The 23,239-nt window shown below is 67.1% G+C and carries 21 protein-coding genes and 1 tRNA gene; 17 read left to right on the top strand and 5 right to left on the bottom strand.

Going from position 1 to position 23,239, the window contains the following annotated elements:
* Positions 1–41: 41 nt before the first annotated feature.
* From RN02_RS33325 to RN02_RS18875, 4 genes are all read right to left on the bottom strand, one after another.
* Entirely contained in the window at positions 42–4,370 is a 4,329-nt protein-coding gene (locus RN02_RS33325) for a YadA-like family protein (protein WP_043315899.1), read from the bottom strand.
* Positions 4,371–4,425: 55 nt separating this feature from the next.
* Positions 4,426–5,271 carry a hypothetical protein gene (locus RN02_RS18885; RefSeq protein WP_009616151.1) on the bottom strand — a complete coding sequence of 282 codons (846 nt, stop codon included), beginning with the start codon at positions 5,269–5,271 and terminating at the stop codon, positions 4,426–4,428.
* A gap of 92 nt (positions 5,272–5,363) precedes the next feature.
* Entirely contained in the window at positions 5,364–7,058 is a 1,695-nt protein-coding gene (locus tag RN02_RS31705; RefSeq protein WP_052267766.1) for a LuxR C-terminal-related transcriptional regulator, read from the bottom strand.
* 216 nt (positions 7,059–7,274) lie between these two features.
* Positions 7,275–7,360: transfer RNA gene (locus tag RN02_RS18875), tRNA-Leu, on the bottom strand.
* Between the two features lie 103 nt (positions 7,361–7,463).
* Here RN02_RS18875 and queA point away from each other — a divergent pair.
* The 6 genes from queA (at position 7,464) to RN02_RS18845 (ending at position 13,598) form a co-directional block, all read left to right on the top strand.
* Complete coding sequence (gene queA, locus RN02_RS18870; protein WP_043315897.1) at positions 7,464–8,507, top strand: tRNA preQ1(34) S-adenosylmethionine ribosyltransferase-isomerase QueA; 1,044 nt, start codon at positions 7,464–7,466, stop codon at positions 8,505–8,507.
* Positions 8,508–8,519: 12 nt separating this feature from the next.
* Positions 8,520–9,638 (top strand): tRNA guanosine(34) transglycosylase Tgt, encoded by a 1,119-nt coding sequence (gene tgt, locus RN02_RS18865; protein WP_141766257.1) that lies wholly within the window; start codon positions 8,520–8,522, stop codon positions 9,636–9,638.
* 39 nt (positions 9,639–9,677) lie between these two features.
* Entirely contained in the window at positions 9,678–10,019 is a 342-nt protein-coding gene (yajC, locus tag RN02_RS18860; RefSeq protein WP_009616155.1) for a preprotein translocase subunit YajC, read from the top strand.
* A 66-nt stretch (positions 10,020–10,085) separates the two neighbouring features.
* Positions 10,086–11,948: a protein translocase subunit SecD gene (gene secD / locus RN02_RS18855; protein WP_043315895.1), complete on the top strand. Its 1,863-nt coding sequence runs from the start codon at positions 10,086–10,088 to the stop codon at positions 11,946–11,948.
* Positions 11,949–11,961: 13 nt separating this feature from the next.
* On the top strand, positions 11,962–12,879 hold the full coding sequence (gene secF, locus RN02_RS18850; protein WP_043315893.1) for a protein translocase subunit SecF: 918 nt from the start codon (positions 11,962–11,964) through the stop codon (positions 12,877–12,879).
* Positions 12,880–13,061: 182 nt separating this feature from the next.
* Positions 13,062–13,598 carry a glycine zipper 2TM domain-containing protein gene (locus RN02_RS18845; protein ID WP_009616158.1) on the top strand — a complete coding sequence of 179 codons (537 nt, stop codon included), beginning with the start codon at positions 13,062–13,064 and terminating at the stop codon, positions 13,596–13,598.
* A 556-nt stretch (positions 13,599–14,154) separates the two neighbouring features.
* Here the strand turns inward: RN02_RS18845 and suhB are convergent.
* The gene (suhB, locus tag RN02_RS18840) at positions 14,155–14,970 is read right to left on the bottom strand and encodes a type III secretion system regulator SuhB (protein WP_043315890.1); all 816 of its coding nucleotides are present in this window, start codon (positions 14,968–14,970) and stop codon (positions 14,155–14,157) included.
* A 152-nt stretch (positions 14,971–15,122) separates the two neighbouring features.
* Between suhB and trmJ the strand changes: the two genes are divergently transcribed.
* From trmJ to ndk, 11 genes are all read left to right on the top strand, one after another.
* Entirely contained in the window at positions 15,123–15,902 is a 780-nt protein-coding gene (gene trmJ, locus RN02_RS18835) for a tRNA (cytosine(32)/uridine(32)-2'-O)-methyltransferase TrmJ (RefSeq protein ID WP_043273030.1), read from the top strand.
* Positions 15,895–16,671 (top strand): serine O-acetyltransferase, encoded by a 777-nt coding sequence (cysE, locus tag RN02_RS18830; protein ID WP_009616161.1) that lies wholly within the window; start codon positions 15,895–15,897, stop codon positions 16,669–16,671. The genes trmJ and cysE overlap by 8 nt, the downstream gene beginning before the upstream one ends.
* Positions 16,672–16,810: 139 nt before the next feature.
* Positions 16,811–17,308: a Fe-S cluster assembly transcriptional regulator IscR gene (gene iscR / locus RN02_RS18825; RefSeq protein WP_009616162.1), complete on the top strand. Its 498-nt coding sequence runs from the start codon at positions 16,811–16,813 to the stop codon at positions 17,306–17,308.
* A 28-nt stretch (positions 17,309–17,336) separates the two neighbouring features.
* Entirely contained in the window at positions 17,337–18,551 is a 1,215-nt protein-coding gene (locus RN02_RS18820; RefSeq protein WP_009616163.1) for an IscS subfamily cysteine desulfurase, read from the top strand.
* Positions 18,552–18,579: 28 nt separating this feature from the next.
* Complete coding sequence (iscU, locus tag RN02_RS18815) at positions 18,580–18,966, top strand: Fe-S cluster assembly scaffold IscU (RefSeq protein ID WP_009616164.1); 387 nt, start codon at positions 18,580–18,582, stop codon at positions 18,964–18,966.
* Positions 18,967–18,991: 25 nt separating this feature from the next.
* Complete coding sequence (gene iscA / locus RN02_RS18810; RefSeq protein ID WP_009616165.1) at positions 18,992–19,315, top strand: iron-sulfur cluster assembly protein IscA; 324 nt, start codon at positions 18,992–18,994, stop codon at positions 19,313–19,315.
* A 7-nt stretch (positions 19,316–19,322) separates the two neighbouring features.
* Entirely contained in the window at positions 19,323–19,844 is a 522-nt protein-coding gene (gene hscB / locus RN02_RS18805; RefSeq protein WP_043273029.1) for a co-chaperone HscB, read from the top strand.
* 45 nt (positions 19,845–19,889) lie between these two features.
* Positions 19,890–21,749 carry a Fe-S protein assembly chaperone HscA gene (gene hscA / locus RN02_RS18800; protein WP_043315888.1) on the top strand — a complete coding sequence of 620 codons (1,860 nt, stop codon included), beginning with the start codon at positions 19,890–19,892 and terminating at the stop codon, positions 21,747–21,749.
* A 6-nt stretch (positions 21,750–21,755) separates the two neighbouring features.
* Positions 21,756–22,094 carry an ISC system 2Fe-2S type ferredoxin gene (gene fdx / locus RN02_RS18795; protein WP_009616168.1) on the top strand — a complete coding sequence of 113 codons (339 nt, stop codon included), beginning with the start codon at positions 21,756–21,758 and terminating at the stop codon, positions 22,092–22,094.
* Positions 22,095–22,104: 10 nt separating this feature from the next.
* On the top strand, positions 22,105–22,305 hold the full coding sequence (gene iscX / locus RN02_RS18790) for a Fe-S cluster assembly protein IscX (RefSeq protein ID WP_009616169.1): 201 nt from the start codon (positions 22,105–22,107) through the stop codon (positions 22,303–22,305).
* Between the two features lie 494 nt (positions 22,306–22,799).
* A complete protein-coding gene (gene ndk / locus RN02_RS18785; RefSeq protein WP_009616170.1) occupies positions 22,800–23,231 on the top strand; it encodes a nucleoside-diphosphate kinase in 432 nt (143 codons plus the stop codon).
* Positions 23,232–23,239: the final 8 nt, after the last annotated feature.

The following is a 23,239-nucleotide window of genomic DNA, read 5'->3' as shown; positions in this document are numbered from 1 at the left end:
CCACCTGCGGGGGCGCGCGGACGCGCCCCCGTCACACTGAGTCAATCCCACTGGTAGCCAACGCCTACCGAGACGCCGACGTCGCCATCGCTGTCCGCGCTTCCCTGGAGCTTGGTGACCCACTTGCCGTCCTTGGTGATGTGCGACACGCCGACCGCCAGCGCCTGCTCGCCACGGAAGTTGCCCAGGCCGGCGGAGGTCATGCTCGCCCCCGGCGCATGGGGCTGGGGCAGGCTGGCCATGGCCATGGCCCCGGCGATGCCGGCACTGAGTTCGTCGTCCAGTTCGTTCATGTCCTTGCGCAGGGCGTGGTAGCTGGCGTCGGTGTAGGCCTTGGCGCCGCTGATGCCGCTGTTCAACTGACCGAGGTTGACGGCGTCGGTGGCCTGGGTGCCGGCGGCGACATTGGTGATCTGCCGGGCGTTGGTCGCGCTGCCGACGGATACCGTGTTCGCCCTGTCGGCCACCGAGTTGGCGCCCAGGGCCACCGAGTTGGAGGCCTTGGCGTGGGCGCTTTCGCCCAGCGCGGTGCTGTGCTCGGCGCTCGCCTGGGCCCTGGTGCCGATCGCCGCGCTGTTCCTGCCGCTGGCCTGGGCGCCGGCGCCGCCGGCGATCGCATCCTGGCCGACAGCCTGCGGCTTGCTCAGCGCAGAGCTGTTGTTGCTCTGGAACATGCCGTCGGTGCCGTTCTGCAGGTTGGTCACATGGTTATGGACATCGCTGACCCGCTGGTCCACCTGCGCCACGCTGTCGTTCAGGGCGCCGGCCGAGGTGTTGACGGCGTCCGTGAGCTGGTCGACGTTGACCGCGTCGGTGCCGGCGGTGCCGCGGGCGACATTGGTGATCTGCCGCTCGTTGCCCTGGCTGCCCACGGAAACGCTGTTGTCGCGATCGGCCAGGGAGTCCGCGCCCAGGGCCACGGCGTTGCTGGCGGTGGCATTGGCGCCGCTGCCGATGGCGGTACTGCGTTCGCCGCTGGCTTGTGCAGCGCTGCCCACCGCCGTGGCGTCCGCCGCGCTGGCGGAGGCGCCGGCGCCAGCGGCCATGCTGCGCTCGCCGCTCGCCTGGGCGGCGTCGCCCAGGGCCATGGACGAGGTGCCGGTGGCCGAGGCGGCCGGTCCGACTGCGATGGAGTCCGCGCCGGCCGCAGAGGCATCGGCCTTTTCCGAATTGGCGCGGAAGTAGCGTGACACGCCGGTCTGGTTGATCCCGTCCTCCAGGGCGCTGACGCGGGTGTCGGTGCGGTACAGCTGCGAGCCGACCACCACGTCGCTGGAATCCGCGGCGATCCGGCCTTCCTCGACATTGGTGATGCGCGAGCGGCTGGTTGCGCCGGCGCTGCCATGCATGGCGCTGAAGGCGCCCAGGGAGTCGTCCCAGAGCAGGGCGTCACCGCGCAGTTCGCTCACTTCGTCGCGGGTGGCGTTGAGTTGGGAGACGTTCACGGCGTCGGTGTCATTGCTACCCGCGGCGACGTTGGTGATCCGCCGCTTGAGATCCTGGTTGCCCACCGAAACGCTGTCGTCGGCATCGGTTACCGAACCATGGCCCAGGGCCACGCTGCGGGCGTGTTCGGCGCGGCTGGCGGTGCCCAGCGCCATGGAGTGCTCGCCGCTGGCCACGGACCAGCCGCCGATGGCGTTGGCGGCCTGGCCTGTCGCCGCCGAGGCGATGCCCAGGGCGGTGCTGCCGTCGGTGGAGGCCAGGGCTTCCTTGCCGAGCGCCGTGCTGCCTACGCCCAGAGCGCGGGACCAGGCGCCGGCCGCCGTGCTGGCGAGGGCCGCCGCCTCGGCTTCGGCGCCCAGGGCGGTGGCGCTTTGCGCCGTGGCTTCGGCGCTGTTGCCCAAGGCCACGCTGTGCCCGCCGGTGGCCTGGCTCCAGGCGCCGACGGCAGTGCTTTGCTGACCGCTGGCCTGCGCGCTGGTACCCAGTGCGGAGCTCTTTTCACCGCTGGCCTGCGCCTGCACACCCAGGGCGCTGGCGCCGGCGCCGCTGGCGCTGGACCAGCCGCCGACGGAGGTGGCGCTGCTGCCCGTCGCCTGGGCCTGCAGGCCTATCGCCGTGCTGCCATGGGTGCTGGCCCGGGCCTCCTTGCCGACCGCGGTGGCGCCAATGCCATGGGCCATCGCCCAGTTGCCGACGGCGGTGGCGGAGTTCGCGCTCGCTTCGGCATCGACACCCACTGCCAGCGCGTCGCTGGCGGTGGCTTCGGCACTGCTGCCCAGCGCGGTGCTGCGCTCACCGGTGGCCTGGCTCCAGCCGCCCAGCGCGGTGGCGCGATCGCCGAGGGCATCCGCCCTGACGCCAACGGCCGTCGCGTGCTGGCCGGATGCGTGGGCCTGGTTGCCGGCTGCCAGCGCGTTCTCGCCGCTGGCCAGCGCCGCCGTGCCCATGGCGATGGCGTTGCTGCCGCTGGATTCGGACTGCGGGCCTATGGCAATGGCGTTCTCGCCGCTGGCGTTGGCGTCCGGGAGTTCGGAGTTGGCGCGGAAGTAGCGTGTGCCGCGCTGGTAAACGTCGCCCAGCCAGTCCGCTACGTCGCCAATGGCGTCGGCCGCTTCTTCGCCCAGGCGCTGGAGTTGCGAGAGGTTGACCGCGTCGGTGGCCTGGGTGCCCTCGGCCACGTTGGCGATGCGGCGCTGCAGGTCGGCGTTGCCGACCGAGACCTCGTTGTCCGCTCCTGTGGCGGAGTTCAGGCCCAGTGCGACGCTGCCCTGATGCGACGCCAGGGCTTCCTTGCCGAGAGCCACGCTGCCGATACCGCTGGCCTTGGACCAGGTGCCCACGGCAGTGCTGGCCAAGGCGGCGGCTTCGGCTTCGGCGCCGAGCGCGGTGCTGTCCTGTGCGGTGGCTTCGGCGCTACCGCCCACGGCGGTGCTGCGCAGTTGCGTGGCCTGGCTCCAGGCCCCGAGGGCGAGGGCACGTTCGCCCGCCGCGTCGGCGGAGACACCCACCGCAGTGGCGTTCGCGCCGCTGGCGGAGCTTTGCGTGCCGAGTGCGGTCGAGCCGCCGGCGGTGGCGCTGGCCAGCTTGCCCAGCGCAGTGGCGTTTTCGCCGCTGGCTGCGGTTCTTGCGCCAACTGCGGTTGCCCCGTCGCCGGTGGCCTGGGCCGCGATGCCCAGGGCGCTGGCATCGCCCTGGGAGGCCAGGGCTTCCTTGCCGATGGCCACGCTGCCGACGCCGCTGGCCTTGGACCAGGTGCCCACGGCAGTGCTGGCCAAGGCGGCGGCTTCGGCTTCGGCGCCGAGCGCGGTGCTGTCCTGTGCGGTGGCTTCGGCGCTACCGCCCACGGCGGTGCTGCGCAGTTGCGTGGCCTGGCTCCAGGCCCCGAGGGCGAGAGCGCGTTCGCCCGCCGCGTCGGCGGAGACGCCCACCGCAGTGGCGTTCGCGCCGCTGGCTTGGGCGGCGCTGCCCATGGCGATGCTGTCGCTGCCCGAAGCCACGGCCTCGGGGCCGATGGCTACGCTGTCCTGGCCGTTGGCTTGGGCCATCGCCTTGTCGGAGTTCGCCTGGAAATACTTCGTCCCGCTTTCATAGACGTCGCTGAGCCAGTCGGAAACCGACTGCAGCGCTGCTTCGCCTTGCTGGCGCAGCGTCTCCAGCTGGGAAAGGTTGATGGCGTCGTTGGCCTGGGTGCCGTCGGCTACATGGGTCAACTGGCGATCGAGGTTGGCGTTGCCGATGGAGACGCTATCGTTCCTGTCGGTCGCCGAGCCGGCACCCAGGGCTACCGAGTTGGCATGGTTGGCGCCAGCCCAGGCCCCCAGGGCCAGGCCATTGGCGCCGGCCGCCTGCGAATCCAGGCCCAGCGCGGTGCTGTGCTCGCCCTGGGCGGTGGCTCCCTTGCCGATCGCCGTGCTGGCCAGGCCCGATGCCGAGGAGTACGCGCCCAGGGCGGTGCTGCTGGCCTGGCTGGTGGCGGCGTTGCGGCCGATGGCCAGGCTGCTGTCGCCCTTGGCCTCGGTATTTCGTCCAAGCGCCACGCTGTTGTCGCCATAGGCGGCCGCCCACGGGCCGACGGCGGTGGCGTGGCTTGCCGATGCCGTGGCGTAGTCGCCCAGGGCCGTGCTGTTTACACCTGACGCACTGGCGCCGGTGCCTTCCTGCACGCTGGTGAGCATGGCGCCCAGGCGCACCTCGGCGCGCGGCTGGACCACCTGGCTGGCGCTGGCCTTGTCGTCGCCCTCGATCTCGGCTTCGGTGACCGCCCCGGCAGGAATGCCGAACAGCGCCAGGCAGGCGGAGGAAAGCAGGCCCACTGCGCCGGCCAGGCCGCGGTTGCGGTGCTTGCCGTGGCTTCTGGCGAATTCGCTGGCGACTACCCAGGCGCGGCGCGCCGCACTCCAGACCAGTCGGAATGACTTGTTCATGAGAGACTCCTTGCGGGGAGCTCCCCGCAAATGGTGAGAGGCCCCTGATCCGGGATCAGCGGGCGTTCGAGGTGGGGAGAGGGGGAAGGGCGCGTGCCGCCTGGGCAATCAGCGGGCGCTCCGGACAGGCCACCGGCGGTAGCCCCAGCTCCACCTGGTAGAGCCATCGGGCAGCGGCAGCGTCGTTACGCATGCCTTGCAGGTAGCCGCCGGCGAAGAGGGTGGCTTCGGCGATCAGGGCCCGGCGTTGCGGCAGCGTCAGCGGCATCCGGTCGATCGCCGCGAAAACACTGGCGGAGTCGGCCTTGCCGCGATACAGCTCGACCAGCGCGTGCTGCGCCGCGTCGTCGGGCCGCACTGCGGCGAGCAGGCGCTTGAACGCCGTGTCGCGGGCGCGCCTGGAGGAGGCGTTGTCGCGCGTGACCAGCCATAGCCGCCAGAGCTGCGCATAGGCCTTCTCATCGGCGTTCGCGCCCTTCGAGGCGATTTGCGCGAAGGCACGGTCGGCGTCGCGGTAGCGCCCCAGGGCGGCCAGGTTGGCGGCAGAAGGCAGGGCGACCAGGTCGCTCCAGACGGAGCGGCCCAGCCGGTCGTAGTGGCGCCGTGCCTGCTGCGGCCTGCCCAGGGCGTCGTCGACCAGGGCCAGTTCCATTTCGAGCCGTCCGCTGCTGGTGCCCTTGGCCAGGAGTTTGTCGAGGAGGCGGTCGGCGCCCTGGAAATCGCCGGCGAGATAGGCCGCATGGGCGGTGCCCAGAAGCTGCTGGCTTTCGCTGGCGTTGACCATTGCGGCGAACAGCCAGCAGGCCAGGGCGATGAGCAGCCAGGTGGCTTGCGAGGGGCGGCCACGCCGGCCGCGGCCTCTGGCGTTCGTTCGAAGGCTATGAGCGCTGAATCCGAACATGATGTCTGCTCCCAAGAAAACGATGGGGGCAGGCTATGGCCGAAGGCTTCGTGTGGCTGTCGTGATGCGCCGGGATCGTTGTAGCGATTGCGCTACGCCGGGGGAGAGGGCGGCGGTTCAGGGCCGGAGAGCAACTGCAGTTCGATGACGCAGGGCAGCCGCAAGGGCAAGCCGGAAAACGTCAGCGAGGCCCGTATCAGGGGGGCCAGGCGCCTGGCCAGGCCGAGATGGGCGTCGAACCTGTCGAAGGGGAGGCCGGCATCCGGCGAGTTCACGTCGATCCGCCAGACGGACTCGCCGTGGCCGCGGTATTCCTGCCGTGCTTCCACATGCAGGTTCGCCGAGGACTCCGCGCTGACGAAGGCCAGGGCCGTCGCCAACAGTTCGCCGTACAGTCCGGCGTCCATCCAGGCGCATGTCGCCGTTTGCGGCAGCGAGAGCGTCACGCTGGCGGCGTAGCGCCTGGCGAAGGTCTCGACCGCCTGGTTGGTGAGCGCGTTCAGGTCGCAGGTCTCCGGTAGCGGAACCCTGTTGCCCTGGTCCAGTTCGGCCAGTTCCAGCAGCAGCTCGGTATGTCGCTTGAGCATGCCGACGGGGTTTCGCAGCGAAGCCGCCTCCGGGGTGCTTTTCGCCAGGTCGGCCAGTTGCTCTTCCAGGATCGATAGCTGCTCTTCGAAGCGCTTGCATTCGGCGATGAAAAAATGGGTGCGCAGCTGCCGCAGGGAGAGCATTCGCTGCTGCGCTTGCGTCAGTTGGGCCACTTCGCTGTCGAAGTCGCTGACATCCACGATCGCGCACAGCATGCCGAGCACCTGGCCGCTTTCGTCCCGGTGGGGCACGCCCCAGACCCGCACGGTGCGGGGGCCCTGGGGGAAGTGGGCCACGAAATCCGACACGAAGGATCTGGCGTCGGCCACGGCCTTGAGATAGCCACGACGCACCTGCTCGGTGAGTTGTTCCCCTACGATGCCGTTGGGGGCGATCTCCATGCCCAGACACGCCTGCCGGGAAAGACCATGCAGGTCGGCGAAGCCCTGGTTGCACAGCAGCAGGGCCCCGTCCCGCGCGCGCAGTGCCGTCGGGAAAGGCAGCATTTCGATGAATTCCTGCAGGCGCGAGCCTTGCCCGCTGGCGAAATGCATTTTCCCCAGGCCCGCGGCGGGGGCGACGCCATGCCGCCAGGCGAATGCCAGCAGGTCCGCGTTCGAGTGCAGGTCCAGCTTCTGGAACAGGCGCGTCTTGTAGGTGCTGACGGCGCTGGGGCTCAGCTTCATGGTGGCGGCGATGGACTTGATCGGGTTGCCCTGCGCCAGTTGCTTCATTACGGTCAGCTCGCGGGGTGACAGGGTGGCCAGCAGCCGGCTCTCCTGGCGGTCGCCCGGGCGCCGCGACACATCCTCGAAGGCATGGCGCGGAAAGAAGGTCCGGCCACTGAGCAGCGTCCGAACCGCGAGAAGCAACTGCTCGGGCGGCTCGGACCTGGACAGGTACCCGGCTGCCCCGTATTGGCGGGCGAGATCGATGAAATGGGGCTGGTAGTCGTTTCCCAGGACCAGCACGGGGAGGTTGCGTCCGCTTTGCCGCAGCCACTGCAGAACTTCGGTGCCGTTGGTATCCGGAAGCATGAAGTCGAGCACCAGCAGGTCCGGCGCAGTGCTCCGCAGCGCGGCTATCGCGGCGGCCCCGTTGAACACACAGGTGGGAACCTCATGCGCCTGGTCTTTCAGGGCGGAGCTGGCACCGGCGCTGAACAGGGGTTCAATGCATGCAAGCAGTATGTTCGCCATGCGGACACCTCGGGTTGCCGAGCAGAGTAGTAAAAAAACCGGCGATTGGCGAAAAGGCGGGGCATGGGCTGGAGCCGCCGCCCCGTTCGCGGGGCGCGACGCGGCATGGCGGGGCCCGAAGGGGCTTGCAGAGGGAAGGGCGGGGAAGGGCAGGCAACAAAAAACCGGCTCGATGGCCGGTTCTTCTGGTGTTCCGAAATTCGCTGGGAATCTGGATGGTGCCCCGGGAGAGACTCGAACTCTCACTCTGTCGCCAGAAACGGATTTTGAATCCGCCGCGTCTACCATTCCGCCACCGAGGCAATGGCGCGGCAGTATAGGGAGGCCCTCGGTACCGGTCAATCCACCCGCGTGGCGATGCCATCGCAATTCCAGTAATATATCCGGCCCTTCGAGATATACCCCATGCGCGTCGCCGACTTCCATTTCGATCTGCCCGAGGCCCTGATCGCCCGCCATCCGCTCGCCGAACGTCGCGCCAGCCGCCTGCTGGTGCTGGACGGGCCGAGCGGCGCCCTCAGCCACCGTCACTTCGCCGACCTGCTGGAATACCTGCGGCCGGGCGACCTGATGGTATTCAACAACACCCGGGTGATCCCGGCGCGGCTGTTCGGGCAGAAAGAGTCCGGCGGCAAGCTGGAGATCCTCGTCGAGCGCGTGCTGGACAGCCGCCGCGTGCTGGCCCACGTGCGTTCGAGCAAGTCGCCCAAGCCGGGTTCGAAGATCCTCATCGACGGCGGCGCCGAGGCGCAGATGCTGCAGCGCCACGACGCGCTGTTCGAGCTGGGCTTCGCCGAAGACGTGCTGCCGCTGCTGGAGCGCGTCGGGCACATGCCGCTGCCTCCCTATATAGACAGGCCCGACGAGGCCGCCGACCGCGAGCGCTACCAGACCGTCTACGCCGAGCGCGCCGGCGCCGTGGCCGCGCCCACCGCCGGGCTGCACTTCGATGAAGGGCTGCTGGCGGCCATCCGCGAGAAGGGCGTGGACACCGCCTTCGTCACCCTGCACGTCGGCGCCGGCACCTTCCAGCCGGTGCGCGTGGAGAAGATCGAAGACCACCACATGCACAGCGAGTGGCTGGAGGTCGGCCAGGACGTGGTCGACGCCGTGGCCGCCTGCCGCGCCCGTGGCGGCCGGGTGATCGCCGTCGGCACCACCAGCGTGCGTTCGCTGGAGAGCGCGGCCCGCGACGGCCAGCTCAAGCCGTTCAGCGGCGACACCGACATCTTTCTCTACCCGGGCCGGCCCTTCCATGTGGTCGATGCCCTGGTGACCAACTTCCACCTGCCCGAGTCGACCCTGCTGATGCTGGTCTCGGCCTTCGCCGGCTACCCGGAGATCATGGCCGCCTATGCCGCGGCGGTGGAGCACGAATACCGTTTCTTCAGCTACGGCGATGCCATGTTCATCACCCGCAACCCCGCGCCGCGCGGGCCCGAGGACTGATCCATGAGTTTCATGAAGTTCGAACTGCTGGCCACCGACGGCAAGGCCCGGCGCGGCCGCCTGAGCTTCCCCCGCGGAGTGGTCGAGACCCCGGCGTTCATGCCGGTGGGCACCTATGGCACGGTCAAGGGCATGTTGCCGCGCGACATCGAGGGCATAGGCGCGCAGATCATCCTCGGCAACACTTTCCACCTGTGGCTGCGCCCGGGCACCGAGGTGATCCGCAAGCACGGCGACCTGCACGACTTCATGCAGTGGCAGGGGCCGATCCTCACCGACTCCGGCGGTTTCCAGGTGTTCAGCCTGGGCGCGCTGCGCAAGATCAAGGAAGAGGGCGTGTACTTCGCCTCGCCGGTGGACGGCGCCAAGGTCTTCATGGGCCCCGAGGAGTCCATGGCGGTGCAGCGCGCGCTGGGCTCGGACATCGTGATGATCTTCGACGAGTGCACCCCGTATCCGGCCGAGTTCGACGTGGCCAAGCGCTCCATGGAGCTGTCGCTGCGCTGGGCCAAGCGCTCGAAGATCGCCCATGGCGACAGCCCCTCGGCGCTGTTCGGCATCGTCCAGGGCGGCATGCATGAAGAGCTGCGCATGCGTTCGCTGGAAGGCCTGCAGGAAATCGGTTTCGACGGCCTGGCCATCGGCGGCCTGTCGGTGGGCGAGCCCAAGGAAGAGATGATCCGCGTGCTGGACTTCCTGCCGCCGCGCATGCCGGCCGACAAACCCCGTTACCTGATGGGGGTGGGCAAACCCGAGGACCTCGTGGAAGGTGTGCGCCGCGGCGTCGACATGTTCGACTGCGTGATGCCCACGCGCAACGCGCGCAACGGCCATCTGTTCGTCGATACCGGGGTGATCAAGATCCGCAACGCCGTGCACAAGCACGACGAGTCGCCGCTGGACTCGACCTGCGATTGCTACACCTGCAAGCACTTCTCCCGCGCCTACCTCTACCACCTGGACAAGTGCGGGGAAATGCTCGGCAGCATGCTCAATACCATCCATAACTTGCGGCATTATCAGCGGCTTATGGCTGGTTTGCGCGAGGCAATCCAACAGGGTACATTGGCCGCCTTTGTCGACGCCTTCTATGCCAAACGCGGCCTTCCGACGCCGCCGTTGGGCGATTGATCCCGATTTTCCAAAAGAATATAGAGACAGGAGTATCCGATGAGCTTTCTGATTCCCGCCGCCTACGCCGACGCCGCTGCTCCCGCGGCCGCCGCAGGCCCGATGGGCACTGGTTTTGAGTGGGTCTTCCTGGTCGGCTTCCTGGTCATCTTTTACCTGATGATCTGGCGTCCGCAGGCCAAGCGTAACAAGGAGCACAAGAACCTCCTGTCCAGCCTGCAGAAGGGTGACGAAGTCGTCACTTCCGCGGGTATCGCCGGCAAGGTGCTGAAAGTCGCCGAGGACTTCGTGGTCGTCGAGGTCGCCGACAACGTCGAGCTGAAGTTCCAGAAGGGCGCCATCGCCGCGACCCTGCCGAAAGGCACGCTCAAGGCCATCTGAGTTCCAGGCAAAGAAAACCAATAGACGGGGCGCATGAAGCGCCCCGCGTCATAACGGGCGGTATCAATGCTCAACAAATATCCCCTGTGGAAATACCTGCTGATCCTGGCGGTGCTTGCCGTCGGCTTCATCTATTCCGCACCCAACCTCTACCCGGACGATCCGGCCGTGCAGGTCAGCGGCGCCAGCAGCGCGCTGCAGATCACCCAGGCCGACATCGACAAGGCCAGCAAGGCGCTGACCGACGCGGGCATCGCCGTCAAGGCGGGCAGCCTCGGCAAGAACAGCGGCCTGATCCGCCTGGTCAAGCAGGAAGACCAGCTTCCCGCCAAGGACATCGTGCGTCGCGCCCTGGGCGACGACTACGTGGTCGCCCTGAACCTGGCGCAGACCACCCCGAACTGGCTGCGCAGCATCGCCGCCCACCCGATGAAGCTGGGCCTCGACCTTTCCGGGGGCGTGCACTTCCTCCTCGAAGTGGACATGGACAAGGCCGTCGACGCCCGCCTGAACGTCTACGAGAGCGAGATCAAGAGCGCCCTGCGCAAGGAGCGCCTGCGCTACCGCAGCCTGCCGGTGCAGGACCGCGCCATCCAGCTGGGCTTCACCGACGACGAATCGCTGGACAAGGCCAAGGCGCTGATCGCCAAGGACTACCGCGACTTCGAGGTGACCCAGGATTCGCGCAACGGCATGCAGGTGCTGCGCCTGGCCATGACCGCGGCCAAGCTCGCCGAAATCCGCGAATACTCGATCAAGCAGAACCTCACCACCGTGCGCAACCGCGTCAACGAGCTGGGCGTGTCCGAGCCGCTGGTGCAGCGCCAGGGCGCCAACCGCATCGTGGTCGAGCTGCCGGGCGTGCAGGACACCGCCGAAGCCAAGCGCATCCTCGGCAAGACCGCCAACCTGGAGTTCCGCCTGGCCGCCGAGCCCGACGCCATCAAGTCGGCCACCGAGACCTTCGAATTCCGCGAGCCGCGCCGTCCGCCGGTGGCCCTGGAACGCAGCGTGATCATCACCGGCGACCAGGTCACCGACGCCAGCGCCAGCTTCGACGAGAACGGCCGCCCGCAGGTGAACATCCGCCTCGACGGCCACGGCGGCGAGCTGATGAACCGCGCCACCCGCAACAACGTCGGCCGCAGCATGGCGGTGGTGTTCATCGAGCAGAAGCCGATCACCCGCTATGCCAAGCAGGTGGTCGACGGCGTCGAGCAGGAAGTCGCCGTCCCGGCCTTCAAGGAAGAGAAGAAGATCATCAGCCTGGCGACCATCCAGTCGGCTCTGGGCAATCAGTTCCGCATCACCGGCCTCGACGGCCCGGGCGAGTCCTCGGAACTGGCCCTGCTGCTGCGCGCCGGCGGCCTGGCCGCGCCGATGTACTTCGCCGAGGAACGCACCATCGGCCCGAGCCTGGGTGCGGACAACATCGCCAAGGGCATCGACGCCTCCCTGTGGGGCATGGTGTTCGTGTCGCTGTTCATCATCGTCATCTACCGCTTCTTCGGCGTGATCGCCACCGTCGCCCTGGGCTTCAACATGGTCCTGCTGGTGGCGCTGATGTCGATCCTCGGCGCGACCCTGACGCTGCCGGGCATCGCCGGTATCGTGCTGACCATGGGCATGGCGGTGGACGCCAACGTGCTGATCTTCTCGCGGATACGCGAGGAACTGGCCGGCGGCATGTCGGTGCAGCGCGCCATCCACGAAGGCTTCAACCGCGCCTTCACCGCCATCGTCGACGCCAACCTGACCTCGCTGCTGGTCGGCGGCATCCTCTACGCCATGGGCACCGGCCCGGTGAAGGGCTTCGCCGTGACCATGTCGCTGGGCATTCTCACCTCGATGTTCACGGCCATCATGGTCACCCGCGCAATGGTCAACCTGATCTTCGGCGGGCGTGACTTCAAGAAGCTGTGGATCTAAGGGGGATCATGAGATGAATATCAAGATCGGTACCATCAACTTCATGGGCGTGCGCAACATCGCGTTCGCCGCCACCCTGGTCCTCACCCTGATCGCCCTCGGCAGCTGGATCACCAAGGGCATCAACTTCGGCCTGGACTTCACCGGTGGCACCCTCATCGAGCTGAACTACCAGCAGCCGGCCGACCTGGGCAAGGTCCGCGACGAGCTGGTCAAGGCCGGCTACGCCGAAGCCGTGGTGCAGAGCTTCGGCGACACCAGGGACGTGCTGGTGCGCATGCCCAGCGAAGACCCGGAGCTGGGCAAGAAGGTCGCCGCGGCGCTGCAGCAGGCCGACACCCAGAACCCGGCCAGCCTCAAGCGCGTGGAATACGTCGGCCCGCAGGTCGGCGAGGAACTGCGCGACCAGGGCGGCCTGGGTATGCTCCTGGCCCTGGGCGGCATCCTCATCTACGTCGGCTTCCGCTTCCAGTGGAAGTTCGCCGTGGGCGCCATTCTCTCGCTGATCCACGACGCCATCATCGTGATGGGCGTGCTGTCGTTCTTCCAGATCACCTTCGACCTCACCGTGCTCGCCGCGGTGCTGGCGGTGGTGGGCTACTCGCTGAACGACACCATCGTGATCTTCGACCGGGTGCGCGAGAACTTCCGCGTGCTGCGCAAGGCCAGCCTGATCGAGAACATCAACATCTCCACCAGCCAGACCCTGCTGCGGACCATGGCCACCTCGATCTCCACCCTGCTGGCCATCGCCGCGCTGCTGTTCTTCGCCGGCGACAACCTGTTCGGCTTCTCCATCGCGCTGTTCGTCGGCGTGCTGGCCGGCACCTACTCGTCGATCTACATCGCCGACGTGGTGCTGATCTGGCTGAAGCTCTCGGCCGAGGACCTGATCCCGCCGCAGGCCAAGGAAGTCGACGACCGCCCCTGAGGCTGTCCCGCCGCTCCTCGAAACTCCCGCTCCGGCGGGAGTTTTTCTTTGTGCGCGATCCGGCCGTGTGTCGGCATGCAGTGGCGCATCGCGAAGGAATGTCGGAACTTTCCTAAGGATTCCCTGCTCCAAGGCAAGGACAAGGGCAAGTGCCCATATGAAAGGAAAGCCAGGAGGTCTATGTGAACAAGTCGTTGCTCATCGGTACCGTGTTGGGCGCAGTCGGCGTTACGGCAGGTGGAGCGGTGGCCACGTACAGCCTGGTGGACCGCGGCCCCGAGTATGCCGAGGTGGTCGCCGTCCAGCCGGTCAAGGAGACCATCAAGACACCGCGCCAGGTCTGCAAGGACGTGGCGGTCACCCACCAGCGCCCGGTCAAGGACCAGCACCAGATCGTCGGCACCGCCATCGGCGCCATCGCCGGCGGCCTGCTGGGCAACCAGATCGGCGGCGGCAATGGCAAGAAGATCGCCACCGTGGCCGGTGCGGTCGGCGGCGGCTACGCCGGCAACAAGGTGCAGGAAGGCATGCAGGAGCGTGACACCTACACCACCACCGAAACCCGCTGCAGCACCGTGAACGACACCAGCGAGAAAGTGGTGGGCTACGACGTCAAGTACATGCTCGACGGCAAGGCCGGCCAGGTGCGCATGGACCGCGACCCGGGCAGCCAGATCCCGGTGGACAAGAGCGGCCGGCTGATCCTCAGCCAGCAGTAAGCATCGAAGCACGAGAAGGCGCCCCGCGGGGCGCCTTTTTCGTTTCCACAAAGGCTCTTCGTAGGATCTCATCCGCGATCCGCGCCGGGACGTCCGGCTATCGCGGACAAGGTCCGCTCCTACGGGAGAGGAGGAATACCATGCTCCCCGGCAACCTGTAGGAGCGGGCCCTGCCCGCGATTCGCGCGCAGGGCGCGCTCCTACAGGGGGATGGCGTGGGTGGGGCGGCGTAGGCGGATCTCATCCGCGAACCGCGCCGATAGTTCCGGCTATCGCGGACAAGGTCCGCTCCTACGGGAGAGGAGGAATACGATGCTCCCCGGTAACCTGTAGGAGCGGGCCCTGCCCGCGATTTCGCGCGCAGGGCGCGCTCCTACATGGGAATGGCGTGGGTGGGGCGGCGTAGCGGATCTTATCCGCGAATCGCGCCGATACCTCCGGCTATCGCGGACAAGGTCCGCTACAGGGGGCTGTGCCGAGGTGCTTTCGTAGGATGGGTTGAGCTTGCCGAACAAAAAGCCCGGCACATGGCCGGGCTCTTTCATTTGGCTGATGCTCAGCGCTTGAACGACGGCGGCAGGTGCGGCTGGATGCTGGTCAGCAGCGCCTTGAAGCACTTGGTGTTGCCGGCCACGATGTGACCCTTCTCGAGGAATTCGTGGCTGCCGGTGAAGTCGCTCACCAGGCCGCCGGCTTCCTGCACCAGCAGGGCGCCAGCCGCCATGTCCCACTCGGACAGGCCGAATTCCCAGAAGGCGTCGAAGCGGCCGGCCGCGACGTAGGCCAGGTCCAGGCTGGCGGCGCCGGCGCGGCGGATGCCGGCGGTCTGGCCGACCAGGCTGCGGAACATGCCCAGGTAGGCGTCGAGGTGGTCCAGCTGGCTGTCGCGGAACGGGAAGCCGGTGCCCAGCAGGGCGCCTTCCAGGCTCTTGCGGTTGCTCACCCGCAGGCGGCGGCCGTTCAGCGCGGCGCCGCGGCCGCGGCTGGCGGTGAATTCTTCCTGGCGCACCGGGTCGAGGACCACGGCGTGCTCCAGGCGGCCCTTGTACTTGCAGGCGATGCTGACGGCGAAGTGCGGGACGCCGTGGATGAAGTTGGTGGTGCCATCCAGCGGGTCGATGATCCACAGGTAGTCGGCGCCTTCGCCGCTGCCCTCGAGGAAGCCGCCTTCCTCGCCCATGATGCCGTGGTTCGGGTAGGCCTTGCGCAGGGCGGTGACGATGCTGAGTTCGGCGGCGCGATCGACTTCGGTGACGTAGTCCTTGGCGTCTTTTTCGTTGACCGAGAGGGTGTCCAGGCGTTCGATGGAGCGGAAGATCAGTTCACCGGCGCTGCGGGCCGCGCGCAGGGCGATGTTCAGCATGGGCTGCATGGAGAGGTCACCTGGATGATGTTAAAGAAAGCCGAACATTGTACCAGAAAACCGTGGCACTCATAGGGCGGCCTGTCGCTTGCGTGGCGCAAGACCGAGCGCTGCGGTAGGATTCCGTTCCTTTTCGTATCTGCTTGTGTGGAGAGCTTCGGTTGCTCGACAGAATTCGCGTGGTGCTGGTGAACACCAGTCATCCCGGCAATATCGGCGGTACCGCCCGGGCCATGAAGAACATGGGCCTGTCGCGCCTGGTGCTGGTCGACCCCATGGACTTCCCCAGCGGCGAGGCGGTGGCCCGCGCCTCCGGGGCGACCGACATCCTCGACGCCGCCCAGGTGGTGCCGACCCTGGAAGACGCCCTGGTGGGCTGCAGCCTGGTGCTCGGCACCAGCGCCCGTGACCGGCGCATCCCCTGGCCGCTGCTCGACCCCCGCGAATGCGCGACCACCAGCCTGCAGCACGCCCAGCAGGGCGGCGAGGTGGCCCTGGTGTTCGGCCGCGAGTATGCGGGTTTGACCAACGAAGAATTGCAGCGATGTCAGTTCCACGTGCACATTCCCGCCAACCCCGAGTTCAGCTCGCTGAACCTGGCGACGGCGGTCCAGGTGCTCGCCTACGAGGTGCGCATGGCCTGGCTGGCCGCCGAAGGCCAGCCGACCAAGCAGGAGAAGCTGGAGACCACCGCCATGCTCAACAGCCTGCCGGTGACCGCCGACGAGCTGGAGCGCTTCTATTCGCACCTGGAGTCCACCCTGGTCGACATCGGCTTCCTCGACCCGCAGAAGCCGCGGCACCTGATGTCGCGCCTGCGCCGCCTGTACGGCCGCGCCGGGGTCAGCAAGCTGGAGATGAATATCCTCCGGGGTATCCTCACCGAAACACAGAAGGCCGCGCAGGGCGCGGCCTGCAAGCGGAGTGAAGATGATGTTTGAGCGTGTGCGCGAAGATATCCAGAGCGTATTCCATCGCGACCCGGCAGCGCGCAATGCCTTCGAGGTACTCACCTGCTACCCCGGCCTGCACGCCGTGTGGCTGCACCGCCTGGCGCACCTGCTGTGGACTTCCGGCTGGAAGTGGCTGGCGCGCCTGGTGTCCAACTTCGGCCGCTGGATGACCGGCATCGAGATCCACCCCGGCGCCAGGATCGGCCGGCGCTTCTTCATCGACCACGGCATGGGCATCGTCATCGGCGAGACCGCCGAGATCGGTGACGACGTCACCCTCTACCAGGGCGTGACCCTCGGCGGCACCAGCTGGAACAAGGGCAAGCGCCACCCGACCCTGGCCGACGGCGTGGTGGTCGGCGCCGGCGCCAAGGTGCTCGGCCCGTTCACCGTCGGCGCCGGGGCGAAAGTGGGCTCCAACGCCGTGGTCACCAAGGAAGTGCCGCCGGGCGCCACCGTGGTCGGCATTCCCGGGCGCATCATCATGAAGGACGATGCCGAGCAGCAGGCCAAGCGCCAGGCCATGGCCGAGAAGCTCGGCTTCGACGCCTACGGCGTCAGCCAGGACATGCCCGACCCGGTGGCCCGCGCCATTGGCCAACTGCTCGACCACCTGCAGGCGGTCGACGGCCGGCTGGAGGGCATGTGCCAGGCGCTGACGGCCCTGGGTAGCGACTACTGTGCGAAAAAACTGCCAGAGCTGCGTGAAGAGGACTTCGCCGGCGTCAAGGATGAAGAGGGCAAGGCGGCGCATTGATGCGTCGCTAACGATTTCCTGCTACATTATGCCGCCCTTCGCTGGCTAATCCCGAGTAATTTGATAGGTCTTATAGTTGACTCAAATACTCGGAAATGGCATCCTTTCGCCAGTCCAGTGATCCATTCGGGAATGTCCCATGCGTCTGACCACCAAAGGCCGCTATGCCGTAACCGCCATGCTCGACCTGGCGTTGCATGCCCAGCGTGGTCCGGTTTCCCTGGCGGACATTTCCGAGCGCCAGGGCATATCCCTGTCCTATCTCGAACAGCTGTTCGCCAAGTTGCGCCGTGGCAACCTGGTGACCAGCGTGCGCGGTCCCGGCGGCGGCTACCAGCTGTCCCGCGACATGGCCGGCATCCACGTCGCCCAGGTGATCGATGCGGTCAACGAATCGGTCGATGCCACGCGCTGCCAGGGGCAGGGGGATTGCCACTCCGGCGACACCTGCCTGACCCACCACCTTTGGTGCGACCTCAGCCAGCAGATCCACGAATTCCTCAGCGGCATCAGCCTCGCCGACCTGGTCGAGCGCCGTGAAGTCCAGGAAGTCGCGCAGCGGCAGGATGAGCGTCGTTGCGGAGGCACCGGCAAACGGCCGAGCCTCGATAAGATTGAAGCGTCCGCCATCGATTGAGCGCGCGCCAGCCTGTAGGAGTTACCTGATGAAATTGCCGATCTACCTCGACTACTCCGCCACCACCCCGGTGGATCCGCGCGTCGCTCAGAAGATGGCTGACTGCCTGCTGGTGGATGGCAACTTCGGCAACCCCGCCTCGCGCTCCCACGTGTTCGGCTGGAAGGCCGAGGAAGCCGTGGAGAATGCCCGCCGCCAGGTCGCCGAGCTGGTCAATGCCGACCCCCGCGAAATCGTCTGGACCTCCGGCGCGACCGAGTCCGACAACCTCGCCATCAAGGGCGTGGCGCACTTCTACGGCAGCAAGGGCAAGCATATCGTCACCTCGAAGATCGAGCACAAGGCGGTGCTGGACACCACCCGCCAGCTGGAGCGCGAAGGCTTCGAAGTGACCTACCTCGACCCCACCGAGGAAGGCCTGATCACCCCGGCCATGGTCGAGGCGGCGCTGCGTGACGACACCATCCTGGTCTCGATCATGCACGTGAACAACGAGATCGGCACCATCAACGACATCGCCGCCATTGGCGAGCTGACCCGCTCGCGCGGCATCCTGTTCCACGTCGACGCCGCGCAGTCCACCGGCAAGGTCGACATCGACCTGGACAAGCTCAAGGTCGACCTGATGTCCTTCTCCGCCCACAAGACCTACGGTCCCAAGGGCATCGGCGCCCTGTACGTGCGCCGCAAGCCGCGCGTGCGCCTGGAAGCCCAGATGCACGGCGGCGGCCACGAGCGCGGCATGCGCTCGGGCACCCTGGCCACCCACCAGATCGTCGGCATGGGCGAGGCCTTCCGCATCGCCAAGGAAGAAATGCACGCCGAGAACGAGCGCATCCGCGCCCTGCGCGACCGCTTCTTCGCCAAGCTCGAAGGCCTGGAAGAGCTCTACGTCAACGGCAGCCTGACCCAGCGCGTGCCGCACAACCTGAACCTGAGCTTCAACTACGTGGAAGGCGAGTCGCTGATCATGGCCCTGAAGGACCTCGCGGTCTCTTCCGGTTCGGCCTGCACCTCCGCCTCCCTGGAGCCGTCCTACGTGCTGCGCGCCCTGGGCCGCAACGACGAGCTGGCGCACAGTTCCATCCGTTTCACCTTCGGCCGCTTCACCACCGAGGAAGAGGTCGATTACGCCGCCGGTATCGTGGGGCAAGCCGTTTCCAAGCTGCGCGAGCTCTCGCCGCTGTGGGACATGTTCAAAGAGGGCGTCGACCTGTCCAAGGTCGAATGGCAGGCCCACTGACCCGCCCCATAGAGAGTGAGGATTAGCCATGGCATACAGTGACAAGGTCATCGACCACTACGAAAACCCGCGCAACGTCGGCAAGCTCGACGCCGAGGATCCCGATGTCGGCACCGGCATGGTCGGCGCGCCGGCCTGCGGCGACGTGATGCGCCTGCAGATCAAGGTCAACGAGCAGGGCGTGATCGAAGACGCCAAGTTCAAGACCTACGGCTGCGGTTCGGCCATCGCCTCCAGCTCCCTCGCCACCGAGTGGATGAAGGGCAAGACCCTGGACGAGGCCGAATCCATCAAGAACACCACCATCGCCGAAGAGCTGGCCCTGCCGCCGGTGAAGATCCACTGCTCGGTGCTCGCCGAGGACGCCATCAAGGCGGCCGTGCGCGACTACAAGCAGAAGAAGGGTCTGCTCTAACCGCTCAGTTGAGTAAGGAGTTCCCATGGCCATCAGCATGACCGAAGCCGCCGCCAAGCATGTCCAGCGCTCCCTCGAGGGGCGCGGCAAGGGCGAGGGCATTCGTCTTGGCGTGCGCACCACCGGGTGTTCCGGGCTGGCCTACGTGCTCGAGTTCGTCGATGAGCTGGCGCCCGAGGACCTGGTCTACGAGAGCCACGGCGTGAAGGTCATCATCGACCCGAAGAGCCTGGTCTACCTCGACGGCACCGAGTTGGACTTCACCAAGGAAGGCCTCAACGAGGGCTTCAAGTTCAACAACCCGAACGTTCGTGGCGAGTGTGGCTGCGGCGAAAGCTTCAACGTCTGAGGCCGGCGTGGGTAGTCCTTGCCACTTCGCGCTCTTCGACCTGCAGCCGGCTTTCCGCCTCGATCTGGATGCCCTTGGCCAGCGTTACCGTGAGCTGGTCCGCAGTGTCCATCCGGACCGTTTCGCCGATGCTTCCGAGCGCGAGCAGCGCGTGGCGCTGGAACGCGCCGCCGAGCTGAACGACGCCTACCAGACGCTGAAAAGCGCGCCGCGCCGGGCGCTGTACCTGCTGTCCCTGCGTGGCCAGGCGCTGCCGCTGGAAGCGACGGTGCAGGACCCGGAGTTCCTCCTGCAGCAGATGCAGTTGCGCGAGGAGCTGGAAGACCTGCAGGACAGCGCCGACCTGGATGGCGTAGCCGCCTTCAAGCGCCGCCTGAAGGCCGCCCAGCAGCAGCTGGAGGACAGCTTCGCCGATTGCTGGGACGACGCCGCGCGCCGCGAGCAAGCCGAGCGCCTGGTGCGCCGCATGCAGTTTCTCGACAAGCTGGCGCAGGAAGTGCGCCAGCTCGAAGAGCGACTCGACGATTAATCCGCGCGGCCCGTGCCGCGCCCGTTACGCCTGATTAGAAGCCGCATGGTCCTATTGCAGATCGCCGAGCCCGGACAAACCCCTCAGCCGCACCAGCGCCGGCTGGCCGTGGGCATCGACCTGGGCACCACCAATTCCCTGGTCGCCGCCGTGCGCAGCGGCGTCGCCGCACCTCTGGCCGATGCCGAGGGGCGCCTGATCCTGCCCTCGGCGGTGCGCTACCTGGCCGACCGCGTCGAGGTCGGCGAGTCGGTCAGGCGCGGCGCCTCCGCCGACCCGCTGAACTCCATCATCTCGGTCAAGCGCCTGATGGGCCGTGGCCTGGAGGATGTGAAGCAGCTCGGTGGCCAGTTGCCCTACCGCTTCACCCAGGGCGAGTCGCACATGCCCTTCATCGAGACCGTGCAGGGCCCGAAAAGCCCGGTCGAGGTCTCCGCGGAAATCCTCCGCAGCCTGCGCCAGCGCGCCGAAGCCACCCTGGGTGGCGAACTGGTCGGCGCGGTGATCACGGTGCCGGCGTATTTCGACGACGCCCAGCGCCAGGCCACCAAGGACGCCGCGCGCCTGGCCGGCCTGCACGTGCTGCGCCTGCTCAACGAGCCCACCGCCGCGGCGGTCGCCTACGGCCTGGACAAGAACGCTGAGGGCGTGGTGGCCATCTATGACCTGGGCGGCGGCACCTTCGACATTTCCATCCTGCGCCTGACCCGCGGCGTCTTCGAGGTCCTGGCCACCGGTGGCGACAGCGCCCTGGGCGGCGACGACTTCGACCATGCCATCGCCAGTTGGATCATCCAGCAGGCCGGCGCTTCCGACGACCTCGACCCGGGCAGCCAGCGCCAACTGCTGCAGGCCGCCTGCGCGGCGAAGGAAGCCCTGACCCTCAACGAAAGCGTCGAGGTCGCCTATGGCGATTGGCGCGGCAAGCTGGACCGCAGCCAGCTGGATGCCCTGATCGAACCCTTCGTCGCCCGCAGCCTCAAGGCCTGCCGTCGCGCCGTGCGCGACTCCGGCATCGAGCTGGAAGACATCGGCGCGGTGGTCATGGTCGGCGGCTCCACCCGCGTGCCGCGTGTGCGCCAGGCGGTGGGCGAGCTGTTCGGCCGCGAACCGCTGGTGGACATCGACCCCGACCAGGTGGTGGCCATCGGCGCCGCCATCCAGGCCGACGCCCTGGCCGGCAACAAGCGCGGCGAAGAGCTGCTGCTGCTGGACGTCATCCCGCTGTCCCTGGGCCTCGAGACCATGGGTGGGCTGATGGAGAAGGTGATCCCGCGCAACACCACCATCCCGGTGGCCCGCGCCCAGGAATTCACCACCTACAAGGATGGCCAGACGGCCATGATGATCCACGTGCTGCAGGGCGAGCGCGAGCTGGTCAAGGACTGCCGCTCCCTGGCGCGCTTCGAGCTGCGCGGCATCCCGCCGATGGTGGCCGGCGCGGCGAAGATCCGCGTCAGCTTCCAGGTGGACGCCGACGGCCTGCTGGCGGTGTCCGCCCGCGAGATGAGTTCCGGCGTCGAGGCGAGCATCCAGGTCAAGCCGTCCTACGGCCTGACCGACGGCGAGATCGCCCGCATGCTGCAGGACTCCTTCCGGTACGCCGGCGACGACATGAACGCCCGCGCGCTGCGCGAGCAGCAGGTCGAGGCCGAGCGTCTGCTCGAAGCCGTGCGCTCGGCGCTGGACGCCGATGGCGAGCGCCTGCTGGACGCCGACGAGCGGCTGGCCATCGAAGCCAGCATGGATACCCTGCGCGAACTGGCCGCCGGTAGCGATACCGCCGCCATCGAGCAACAGATCAAGCGTCTGTCCCAGGTGACCGACGCCTTCGCCGCGCGACGGATGGACGCTTCCGTCAAGGCCGCCCTGGCCGGTCGCCGGCTCAACGAAATCGAGGAATAAGCGAAGATGCCGCAGATCGTATTTCTGCCCCACCCCGAGCATTGCCCGGAGGGCGCGGTGGTCGAAGCCCAGCCGGGCGAGACCATCCTCAAGGCTGCGCTGCGCAACGGCATCGATATCGAGCACGCCTGCGAGATGTCCTGCGCCTGCACCACCTGTCACGTGATCGTGCGCGAGGGCTTCAACTCCATGGAACCGTCCGACGAGCTGGAAGACGACATGCTGGACAAGGCCTGGGGCCTGGAGCCGGATTCGCGCCTGTCGTGCCAGGCGGTGGTGGCGGACGAGGACCTGGTGGTGGAGATTCCGAAATACACCATCAACCAGGTTTCCGAAGGTCATTGAGGGAGCGGACATGAGCCTGAAATGGACCGATGTGCTGGAAATCGCCATCCAGCTGGCCGATAGCCATCCCGACGTGGACCCGCGCTACGTCAACTTCGTCGACCTGCACAACTGGGTGGTCGGCCTGCCGGAGTTCAGCGACGACCCGTCGCGCGGCGGCGAGAAGGTCCTGGAAGCCATCCAGGGCGCCTGGATCGAAGAGGCGGAATAGGTGGGCTGGAAGCTGGAAGCCGGAAGCTTGAAGCCGGAAGCTTGAAGCCGGAAGTGAAAGGCGCCACGCTTTCTAGCTTCTAGCTTCTAGCTTCTAGCTTCTAGCTTCTAGCTTCTAGCTTCTAGCTTCTAGCTTCTAGCTTCTAGCTTCTAGCTTCTAGCTTCTAGCTTCTAGCTTCCAGCTTCCAGCTTCCAGCTTCCAGCTTCTAGCTTCTAGCTTCTAGCTTCTAGCTTCTAGCTTCTAGCTTCCAGCTTCCAGCCGCCCTTATGCTTTTCCCCGAACCCGCGTATAATTCGCGGGTTTTATCTTTAGGTGTTCGCTCAGGTTCCCCGCGGTGCCTGTCGATACCGCCGGAGCGCTGCGTGCGTACCGGCCCCGCGCGTGCCAGCCAGAGGCTGCCGCTGTCGCGCGGCTCACCCTGAATCACAGAAGCTCCTGGGCTCGTCCCAGGGGCTTCTCGGCATTACCAACCTTGCTTTTCGGAGTTATCCCAAATGGCCCTGCAACGTACCTTCTCCATCATCAAGCCCGACGCCGTCGCCAAGAACGTCATCGGCGAAATCCTGACCCGCTTCGAGAAGGCCGGTCTGCGCGTCGTCGCTTCCAAGATGGTCCAGCTGTCCGAGCGCGAAGCCGGCGGCTTCTACGCCGAGCACAAAGAGCGCCCCTTCTTCAAGGACCTGGTTGCCTTCATGACCTCCGGCCCGGTCGTTCTGCAGGTTCTGGAAGGCGAAGACGCCATCGCCAAGAACCGTGAGCTGATGGGCGCCACCGATCCGAAGAAAGCCGACGCCGGCACCATCCGCGCCGATTTCGCCGTTTCCATCGACGAGAACGCCGTTCACGGTTCCGACTCGGAAGCTTCGGCTGCCCGCGAAATCGCCTACTTCTTCTCCAGCACCGAGGTGTGCGAGCGCATTCGCTGATCCAGGCG

This window comes from Pseudomonas sp. PI1, from assembly GCF_000812405.1.
In the GTDB taxonomy this organism is placed as follows: domain Bacteria; phylum Pseudomonadota; class Gammaproteobacteria; order Pseudomonadales; family Pseudomonadaceae; genus Pseudomonas; species Pseudomonas citronellolis.
Note: the sequence above shows the minus strand (reverse complement) of the source record. Positions and strands in the feature narration are given on the sequence as shown.

Excerpts from the sequence above, each read along its gene's own strand:
- iscR (WP_009616162.1), top strand. The coding sequence starts at position 16,811 with ATGCGTCTGACCACCAAAGGCCGCTATGCCGTAACCGCCATGCTCGAC.
- RN02_RS18885 (WP_009616151.1), bottom strand. The coding sequence starts at position 5,271 with ATGTTCGGATTCAGCGCTCATAGCCTTCGAACGAACGCCAGAGGCCGC.
- suhB (WP_043315890.1), bottom strand. The coding sequence starts at position 14,970 with ATGCAGCCCATGCTGAACATCGCCCTGCGCGCGGCCCGCAGCGCCGGT.
- secF (WP_043315893.1), top strand. The coding sequence starts at position 11,962 with ATGAATATCAAGATCGGTACCATCAACTTCATGGGCGTGCGCAACATC.
- tgt (WP_141766257.1), top strand. The coding sequence starts at position 8,520 with ATGAAGTTCGAACTGCTGGCCACCGACGGCAAGGCCCGGCGCGGCCGC.
- fdx (WP_009616168.1), top strand. The coding sequence starts at position 21,756 with ATGCCGCAGATCGTATTTCTGCCCCACCCCGAGCATTGCCCGGAGGGC.
- cysE (WP_009616161.1), top strand. The coding sequence starts at position 15,895 with ATGTTTGAGCGTGTGCGCGAAGATATCCAGAGCGTATTCCATCGCGAC.
- yajC (WP_009616155.1), top strand. The coding sequence starts at position 9,678 with ATGAGCTTTCTGATTCCCGCCGCCTACGCCGACGCCGCTGCTCCCGCG.
- iscU (WP_009616164.1), top strand. The coding sequence starts at position 18,580 with ATGGCATACAGTGACAAGGTCATCGACCACTACGAAAACCCGCGCAAC.
- iscX (WP_009616169.1), top strand. The coding sequence starts at position 22,105 with ATGAGCCTGAAATGGACCGATGTGCTGGAAATCGCCATCCAGCTGGCC.
- hscA (WP_043315888.1), top strand. The coding sequence starts at position 19,890 with ATGGTCCTATTGCAGATCGCCGAGCCCGGACAAACCCCTCAGCCGCAC.
- RN02_RS18820 (WP_009616163.1), top strand. The coding sequence starts at position 17,337 with ATGAAATTGCCGATCTACCTCGACTACTCCGCCACCACCCCGGTGGAT.
- ndk (WP_009616170.1), top strand. The coding sequence starts at position 22,800 with ATGGCCCTGCAACGTACCTTCTCCATCATCAAGCCCGACGCCGTCGCC.
- RN02_RS33325 (WP_043315899.1), bottom strand. The coding sequence starts at position 4,370 with ATGAACAAGTCATTCCGACTGGTCTGGAGTGCGGCGCGCCGCGCCTGG.
- queA (WP_043315897.1), top strand. The coding sequence starts at position 7,464 with ATGCGCGTCGCCGACTTCCATTTCGATCTGCCCGAGGCCCTGATCGCC.
- secD (WP_043315895.1), top strand. The coding sequence starts at position 10,086 with ATGCTCAACAAATATCCCCTGTGGAAATACCTGCTGATCCTGGCGGTG.
- RN02_RS31705 (WP_052267766.1), bottom strand. The coding sequence starts at position 7,058 with ATGGCGAACATACTGCTTGCATGCATTGAACCCCTGTTCAGCGCCGGT.
- iscA (WP_009616165.1), top strand. The coding sequence starts at position 18,992 with ATGGCCATCAGCATGACCGAAGCCGCCGCCAAGCATGTCCAGCGCTCC.